Here is a 7,267-nt window from a genome sequence, read left to right on the forward strand (position 1 = left end):
CGTGGCATCCTGACTCGCCCACATGACGGGCGCTACGGCCAGGAGGGCCGGAAGTAAGGCACGTGGAGCGTCGAGACCCCCGCCGACGTTTGGCGGACGCCGCGGGAAGCGTGAACGGCACATTCAGGACGCCGACTCCGAGTCAAAGAACCCGCCGCGTCCGCCGCCGGTCGATTCTGGCTCGTAGGGCCCGGCTTGGCCGCGAGGCGAAGGATGCTTGGGGCGCTGACCACCACCGTCTAAGCGGTCAGCTCGGGGTTCGGATTGCGCCCGAAAGGCGTGCGGGGGAGGCGCAACGCCGCCGATACGTAGGCCCAAAGCCCCTCGGGGGGCGGGGCATCCGCCGGCGGGGAGCCGTCCCCGCGCTGCGGCCCCGCGGTGCCCGTCCTGACGTACTTCCCAACCACGGTGGCCGTGCCCCCCGGCTCATGATCGGACGCGGGGACCGTTCGGCTGAACTCGCCGACCAGCACAGTCACCACGTTCCGTCCGGGCAGGGCGAGGACGCGGTCGAGCAAGATAGCGAGAGACGGCGTGATGGGCTTCATGACTTCCCGGGCGGCAACGCCCGCGTCGTCCTCATGGGTGTCGAATTGGCGATCCGTCCGGCCCGTGTAAGCGGGTTGCGCGAAGATGACGCTGGCGTCGGCACGGACCAGCGATTCCACGGCCACGAAGGTCGCTCGCTGGTCCTCGATGGCCGTGGTCTCCCGGGGCATCCCGTAGACATCGCACAGGGCATCAAACTCCCGGGCCCCGAGACGGCGTGGCAGATCACCGAAGGCAAGGACCCGCTCGATTGTAGCGCCGCCCTCCGCGGGTGGATCGGCGGCCACCCCCGCGGGCAGCCCCAGGTCGTTGACGACCGCACAGCGAAAAGGCCCCTCCGGCATCAGGGCCGCGAGACGGAGGAGCTGGCTGCGCGGCCCTGTCTCCAAGACGGCGGCGCGCGCCTTCTCGTGCGGTCTGACCACGCCATGCTGGAAGTTGATCGAGGCCATATGCGCCCGGGCCGCCGGGGGCAGCGCCCCTAGCGACCCCGCGTCGACGAAAAGGCCGTTGCCCAGAGCGCGAACCCTGTTGGTGGTCACGCCGAAGGCGCCGCTGGAAAGGAAGGAGTCCGCGCTGTTGAAGAGACCGGCCGGGCCCCCGTTGAGCCAGAGGACGACCAGCGTCGGGCGCTCTTCCGGCGGGGGGGCGTCTCCTTGGAGGCGGTTGCCCAGCACGAGCGCTCCCGCGAACGCAGCTCCGCCCCGAAGCACGGTCCGTCTGGTCATGGCTCGTTTCGACATGGGCTCCCTCCCTCAGGCCTTAGCCCCCGAGCGGCAGTGTGGCGCCTCTTATTCAATAAGTCCAGGACATTGATATTATTGAATCAATAAGTCATACTTATTGAATGGAGCTGCGCCACCTGCGCTACTTTCTGGCCATCGCCAAGGAGAGGAGCTTCACGGCCGCCGCGGAGCGGCTGGGCGTGGCCCAGCCCGCTCTGTCTCAGCAGATCCGGGCGCTTGAAGGCGAGCTCGGGGTGACCCTGATCGAACGCGGGGCGCGCACGAAGGGGCTCACGGACGCGGGGATTTCGTTCGCGGTCCGGGCCCGCCGCATCCTGCTCGAGAGTGAGGGCGCGGTGGAGGAGATGGCTGCCTTCGCCGGCGCCCGTCTGGGCCGGGTGCGCTTTGGCTCCGCACTGCAGTCTCTCATGCAAGCCCGGGGGGCGGCGCTGCTGGCCGAGTTTCGCCGGCTCCATCCTGGCTTCCGCGTCGCCTTCCGCGAAGCGCACACCCGGCCCCTGCTCGAGCTCTTGGCCCGCGGCCGGCTCGACCTCGCGCTGGTCCACCTTGGGAAAGGCGGCGGCCCCCCGGCCCTGAAGATCGACTTCGAACGCGTGCCGGTCGAGATCGAGCGGCTCTACGAGGAGCCTTTGGTGCTGGCGGTCGGACCTCGCCATCGCCTGGCGGGCCGGAGTGAGGTGCGCTGGAGGGACCTGGCGCAGGAGGAGTTCGTGTCCTTCGGGGTTGGGTCCACGATACGTGAACTGGCGGCGCGGGCGGCGCGACAGGCCCACCTGGAAATACGATCCCCCGTCTCCGCCGCCAACCTCGGCACGATCCGCGCGTTCGTGTCCGCCGGGCTCGGCGTGGCCGTCCTTCCGCAGGTGGCGCTGACCCTCCCCGGACCCCCTCTGCGTGGCCTCCGTCTCACCGCTCCGGAGCTGACGCGCGTTGTTGCCCTGGCGCGCAACACCATTCGCTACCAGAGCCCGGCCGCGAGCGCTTTCACCGACTTTCTTCGCGCGCGACTGCGTCCGTAGCGGGGAAGAACCGGTCTGGCCCGAGGTGACGCTCACCGGGAGACACCCGCGCCAGGCGGCCGCGACCGCCGCTCTGCGCGGGGATGCGTCTTAGGGCTGCCCATAAGGAGGTGGTGAAGAGCGCGGGGACGCCAGATACCGAGTAACATCGCCCCACTAACAACGGAGGGGCATGCGAGCCATAGCTCTGGCCTGCGCGGGCCTTCTGGCCGCGGGGGCGTGCACTCAGGACCGGATCGTCTTTGAGTCCTCGCGCGCACTCGATGGGAGCGACGCTTCTGGTGGTGCGTCCAACATCTGGGTCATCAAGGCGGACGGCACCGGGCTGACCCCTCTGACCAAAGGCACGAACGCGGGCAGCCACAACCCTCGATGGTCGCCGGACGGGACCCGAATCGTCTTCGACTCCGTGCGTGCGCTCGATGGGACCGATGCTCCGAATGCAAACTTTGCCAGCAACATCTGGTCCGTTTCCCCCGACGTTGCCGGCCCGAGTCCACTGACCAAGGCGACAGACGGGGGCAACCGGGACCCTCGATGGTCACCGGACGGGACTCGGATCGTCTTCCAGTCCCTCCGCACAATCGATGCGTGGAACATCTGGCTCATCAAGGCGGACGGCACTGGCCTGACCGCCCTGACCACACTTACTAAGAAGACCAACCTCGGCTACGACCGCGGGATCCCTAGATGGTCGACGGACGGGAGCCGGATCGCCTTCGTATCTGGGCGGGCACTCGATGGAACCGACTCTTTGGGTAGTGCGTACAACATCTGGCTCATCAACGCCGATGGAACCGGCCTGACGCCGCTGACCACAGCCAAAATAGCGGAGAATGGGGAGCCTAGCTGGTCGCCGGACGGAGCCCGAATCACTTTCCAGTCCATTCGTCCCCTTGACGGGACCGACGCCGTAGGTAGTACCTGGAACATCTGGCTTATCAAGGCGGATGGAACCGGCCTGACCCCGCTGACCAAAGCCACCGCTGTTGGAGCAGACAGCTGGGAGCCTAGCTGGTCGCCGGACGGGACCCGGATCGCCTTCGAATCGCGTCGCGCACTCGATGGGACCGACGCTTTGAGCAAGAACGCTAGGTTCAACATCTGGATGAGCAAGGCGGATGGGACGGGACTGACCCCTCTGACCAAGACCACAGGCGCGCAGAACTGGGAACCTAGATGGTCAGCGAACGGGACCTGGCTCGTCTTCTACTCCGGGCAGGCACTCGATGGGAGCGACACTCCAAACCAAAACGAGACGTCCAACATCTGGACCATCAGGGCGGACGGCACCGGCCTGACGCCGGTGACAAGAGCCACCGCTCTTGGCGCGGACAGCTCCAATCCTGAGGTCTTTCATGATGTCAGCCCCTGTGGCGGCGGCGCCCTTAACGCGTGCGGCGGTTGCAAAGCGCTCTCCCCTCCCCCCGGCAGCGCTTGCCAGGAAGCCAATCGATGCGGACGCTGGCGTTGTGTCGGCAAGGAGGCGCTCACGTGCGACACCTCCCAATCGGCTCAGGACAACGGTTGCGGTGGGTGCACGCCGCTTCCGGTTCCCGAGAGCGGGGAAGGGCGCGGTGGCCAATGCACCTACCATGGCATCTACGAAGGCATCCTGGTATGCGCCAAAGGCGGCAATTCGCTCGTCTGCTGCCCCTTAGGAACCGCTGGCCCTGGATGCGGTCCAAACTGAGGGATCTGCCGGTGACTTGGCCTCTGGCTCTGGTAGGGACGAGTCCATAGCTACCGGGGACGCTACACCCAAGAGACGCTCCGATAAGAGCACTGACGCGCGATCTCGGTTTGTGTCGCTCAGGCAAAGAGCTGAGGGTGTGGTGACTGGCTCTCGCGCGCTACTTGTTTAGGTGTGCGACGACAATCCCGATCAGGACAATGCCGATCGTCTCGAAGCTGATTTGCTTGAGCGCGAGGATGTGCGGCATCGGCTGGACGACCCAATAGATCAAGAACTTCGGGACCACCATGACCATGGCCATCGCGATCCCGAAGCGGATACCCTGAGCCAGAGGGGGCTTGTCCTCCTTGCCACGAGAGTAGATCCAGACAAGGCCGAGCGACGTTAGGGCATGGGCCACGAACATGAAGGGAAAGTGCCGCTGCTGGTCGGCCGGGGAACGGAAGAGGCTCACGAGCTGCCCATAGTCCTGGGCGAGCAGCAGGCCGTGGATGGTGAACCCGAGGGCCATTGACATTACGAACACAACGACCACGGAGATCCAGAACCGCTTGCTCATAAGCCCTCCTGTAATTACGACCAAGATGGTACGCCCGGCCGTGCCAAGATAGTAGAGACGGCCGGATGATTTCTACCTAGGACGACGAGAATTGCGACTAGGCATCAGGCTCGCTGTGGCAGGTTCGTGAGAGGAGTTGCGGGCCCAGAATCCCTGTCTTAGAATGTGGATTAGTATAGCTATTGATCTATACAGTCCAGGAGGGCCATGAGAACTGTCCAGATGACTCTTAACACTGAGTTGGTCGCAGCCGTCGACAAGGCCGCTCGTCGCCTCGGCACGACACGGTCAGCCTTCACGCGCCAGGCTTTGCGTGAGGCGCTGAAGCAGGTTCACCTAAAGGCCAACGAGGAAAAGCAGCGGCGGGGCTACGCCAAGAGGCCGGTCCGGCGCGGCGAGTTTGACTCGTGGGAAAGCGAGCAGGTCTGGACGGACTGATGCAGCGAGGAGAGGTTCGCTGGTATCGGTTCTCAAAGCCCGACAAGACACGGCCCGTGCTCGTCCTCACACGTGACTCGGCTCTCCAATTCCTGGCTGAGGCGACGATCGCACCCGTCACTTCGACGGTTCGCGATATCCCCTCAGAGGTCGTTCTCACCAGAGCCGATGGAATGCCGAAGGAGTGCGCGGTCAATCTGGACCACGTGCAAACGATCTCGAAGGGCCGCATCGGGGGTCTCATCACGACTCTGGGGCCCCAGAGGATGGCTGAGGTCAGGTCGGCCCTCCTCTTCGCCCTTGGTTTCTAATTCGGAGGCAAAGATGCCCTACTCACGGAGTCGGTGTCGCGGGGCTCCAGCCATGGGCGAGAGTTTTGTGAGACGCTCAGCCGCGAGGAGAGGCAGATGAAGCTGCGATGCCGCCGGATCTGGAGCTGGATGTCGGCCATCGGGTTCGTCGCCGGGGCAATAGGGCCGGCCGCCGGTCAGGAACGGACCACGATCCAAGCTGACCGCGTCCTGGATGGGCGCGGCGGCGTCCTTCGCAACTTGAAGATCGTCGTCGAGGGCGGCCGCATAGCCGCCCTGGAGCCGAACCGTGGGGCCCCGGGGAAGTCTGGGCGTGTCTACGATCTTTCTCGTTTCACGGTCCTCCCCGGCCTGATCGACGTCCACAACCACATCGGGTGGTACTTCAATGCCAAGGACCGGCTCCATACCGAGAACGATGGCGAGAGCGGCGCTCAGGCGGCGCTCGCCGCGGCGGCCAACGCTTACGTCACGCTGACCGCGGGCTTCACGACTGTCCAGAGCGTGGGCTCACCCGAGGACGCGGACCTGAGGGACGCCATAAACCGGAGGGGCCTTCCCGGGCCGCGGGTGCTCACGTCGCTGGAGCCGCTCGATGCCAAGACGGGGTTCCCGGACGATCTTCGGCGGGCGGTGCGCGACCGGAAAGCCCAGGGCGCCGACCTTGTGAAGATCTTTGCTTCGAAAAGCATACGGGAGGGCGGGGGCCCGACGATGACCCAGGAGCAGCTGGACGCGGCGTGCGGCGAGGCTAAGGCGCTCGGCCTTCGCACCCTCGTGCACGCCCACAGCGCCGAGGCGATCCGAAGGGCCGCGCTCGCTGGCTGCACGCAGGTTGAGCACGGCGCCCTCGCCGACGACGAGGCGCTGAAGCTGATGGCCGAACGCGGCGTCTACTTCGACCCCCAGTGTGGCCTGATCTTCCAAAACTATCTGGAGAACAAGGCGAAGTACCTGGGTATCGAGAACTACACCGAGGAGGGGTTCGCGGCCATGGAGAGGGCCGTCCCGCTGGCGGTGGCGACCTTCCGGCGGGCGATCGCGACCAAGGGTTTGAGGGTGATCTTCGGGACCGACGCCGTGGCAGGGGCGCATGGGCGCAATGCCGAGGAGCTCGTCTGCCGGGTGCGCGAGGCCGGACAGACACCCGCCGACGCCATCGTTTCCGCCACCTCGAGCGCCGCGGAGTCTATTGGCCTCGGCGACCGGATCGGGCGGCTGGCCCCCGGGATGGAGGCGGACCTGGTGGCGGTGGAAGGCGACCCTCTCCTCGATATCACCGCCCTGAGGCGCGTGGTCTTTGTAATGAAGGGGGGGCGGGTCTACCGGAACGCGCCATAGTCCCCCTAACGTCCGTTCCCCTTCGCCTGCGCTGGCCGGAATGCGTCGGGCCCCTCTATCCAGCCCCGCTTGGGCGAGCGGGGATGAGCGGACGACGAACGGACGTCAGGCAGGTCCAATAGCTTGGTCCGCCTCTGCTCGTTGGCAACCGGTTGCCCGGTATCGACTAGAGGGTAGCGACCCAACCCGCGCCGGCTTCGTCCATGCTGAGGCCGAAAGTGTGCTGGAAGGCGGTGGCGGTGTTCGCGCCGGAGCAGGCCCGGAAGAACTGGGCGGTTTTGGCGATGCCCTGGGTCTTGATGAGGAAGGCCACGAAGGAGCCGGCCACCGGGTAGGCTGTCTGGGGGTCCATGCGGTCAAACTGGGCGACGAGGGCGGACACGCTCATGACCTGGCCGGTCTTGACCACGTCCTTGGCGATGGAGTTGACGCTCTTTCCGCCCCACCGGGCCTCGTCCCCGACGGCAACCGCGAGGCCCTCGTGGAAGAAGGTGCCGGGGTTTCCGAGGCGCTCGGCCACGAGGTGGACGATTTCGTGGGGGTGGAAGGCCTTCATGGAGTGGATCTGGCCGGGGCCGGAGGTGGCGACGGTCAGGCCGGCCGCGTAC

8 protein-coding genes are annotated in these 7,267 nt (G+C 66.0%); 5 read left to right on the forward strand and 3 right to left on the reverse strand.

Going from position 1 to position 7,267, the window contains the following annotated elements; all coding sequences use genetic code 11:
- Nucleotides 1-239 precede the first annotated feature (239 nt).
- On the reverse strand, nucleotides 240-1,277 hold the full coding sequence (locus VN461_22920) for a hypothetical protein (GenBank protein ID HXB57632.1): 1,038 nt from the start codon (nucleotides 1,275-1,277) through the stop codon (nucleotides 240-242).
- A gap of 119 nt (nucleotides 1,278-1,396) precedes the next feature.
- Between VN461_22920 and VN461_22925 the strand changes: the two genes are divergently transcribed.
- Together VN461_22925 and VN461_22930 are read left to right on the forward strand one after the other, a co-directional pair.
- Nucleotides 1,397-2,314 carry a LysR family transcriptional regulator gene (locus VN461_22925; protein HXB57633.1) on the forward strand — a complete coding sequence of 306 codons (918 nt, stop codon included), beginning with the start codon at nucleotides 1,397-1,399 and terminating at the stop codon, nucleotides 2,312-2,314.
- A 172-nt stretch (nucleotides 2,315-2,486) separates the two neighbouring features.
- Complete coding sequence (locus VN461_22930) at nucleotides 2,487-4,007, forward strand: hypothetical protein (protein HXB57634.1); 1,521 nt, start codon at nucleotides 2,487-2,489, stop codon at nucleotides 4,005-4,007.
- Nucleotides 4,008-4,167: 160 nt separating this feature from the next.
- Here VN461_22930 and VN461_22935 read toward each other — a convergent pair whose 3' ends face one another.
- Nucleotides 4,168-4,569, reverse strand: coding sequence for a hypothetical protein (locus VN461_22935; protein ID HXB57635.1), 402 nt, complete (start codon nucleotides 4,567-4,569; stop codon nucleotides 4,168-4,170).
- A 207-nt stretch (nucleotides 4,570-4,776) separates the two neighbouring features.
- On the opposite strand from VN461_22935, the gene VN461_22940 reads away from it, so the two are divergent.
- From VN461_22940 to VN461_22950, 3 genes are all read left to right on the forward strand, one after another.
- Nucleotides 4,777-5,007 carry a CopG family transcriptional regulator gene (locus VN461_22940; protein HXB57636.1) on the forward strand — a complete coding sequence of 77 codons (231 nt, stop codon included), beginning with the start codon at nucleotides 4,777-4,779 and terminating at the stop codon, nucleotides 5,005-5,007.
- Entirely contained in the window at nucleotides 5,007-5,318 is a 312-nt protein-coding gene (locus tag VN461_22945; GenBank protein HXB57637.1) for a type II toxin-antitoxin system PemK/MazF family toxin, read from the forward strand. Before VN461_22940 ends, VN461_22945 begins: the two co-directional genes overlap by 1 nt.
- 96 nt (nucleotides 5,319-5,414) lie before the next feature.
- A complete protein-coding gene (locus VN461_22950; protein HXB57638.1) occupies nucleotides 5,415-6,659 on the forward strand; it encodes an amidohydrolase family protein in 1,245 nt (414 codons plus the stop codon).
- Between the two features lie 166 nt (nucleotides 6,660-6,825).
- Here VN461_22950 and VN461_22955 read toward each other — a convergent pair.
- On the reverse strand, nucleotides 6,826-7,267 hold a 442-nt coding region (locus VN461_22955; GenBank protein ID HXB57639.1), incomplete at its 5' end, for a hypothetical protein.

Source organism: Vicinamibacteria bacterium (genome assembly GCA_035570235.1).
GTDB lineage: Bacteria > Acidobacteriota > Vicinamibacteria > Fen-336 > Fen-336 > DATMML01.

What these genes read in the sequence shown, in the direction of transcription:
- VN461_22935 (HXB57635.1), bottom strand. Translation starts at nt 4,569, where the DNA reads ATGAGCAAGCGGTTCTGGATCTCCGTGGTCGTTGTGTTCGTAATGTCA.
- VN461_22940 (HXB57636.1), top strand. Translation starts at nt 4,777, where the DNA reads ATGAGAACTGTCCAGATGACTCTTAACACTGAGTTGGTCGCAGCCGTC.
- VN461_22950 (HXB57638.1), top strand. Translation starts at nt 5,415, where the DNA reads ATGAAGCTGCGATGCCGCCGGATCTGGAGCTGGATGTCGGCCATCGGG.
- VN461_22925 (HXB57633.1), top strand. Translation starts at nt 1,397, where the DNA reads ATGGAGCTGCGCCACCTGCGCTACTTTCTGGCCATCGCCAAGGAGAGG.
- VN461_22945 (HXB57637.1), top strand. Translation starts at nt 5,007, where the DNA reads ATGCAGCGAGGAGAGGTTCGCTGGTATCGGTTCTCAAAGCCCGACAAG.
- VN461_22930 (HXB57634.1), top strand. Translation starts at nt 2,487, where the DNA reads ATGCGAGCCATAGCTCTGGCCTGCGCGGGCCTTCTGGCCGCGGGGGCG.
- VN461_22920 (HXB57632.1), bottom strand. Translation starts at nt 1,277, where the DNA reads ATGACCAGACGGACCGTGCTTCGGGGCGGAGCTGCGTTCGCGGGAGCG.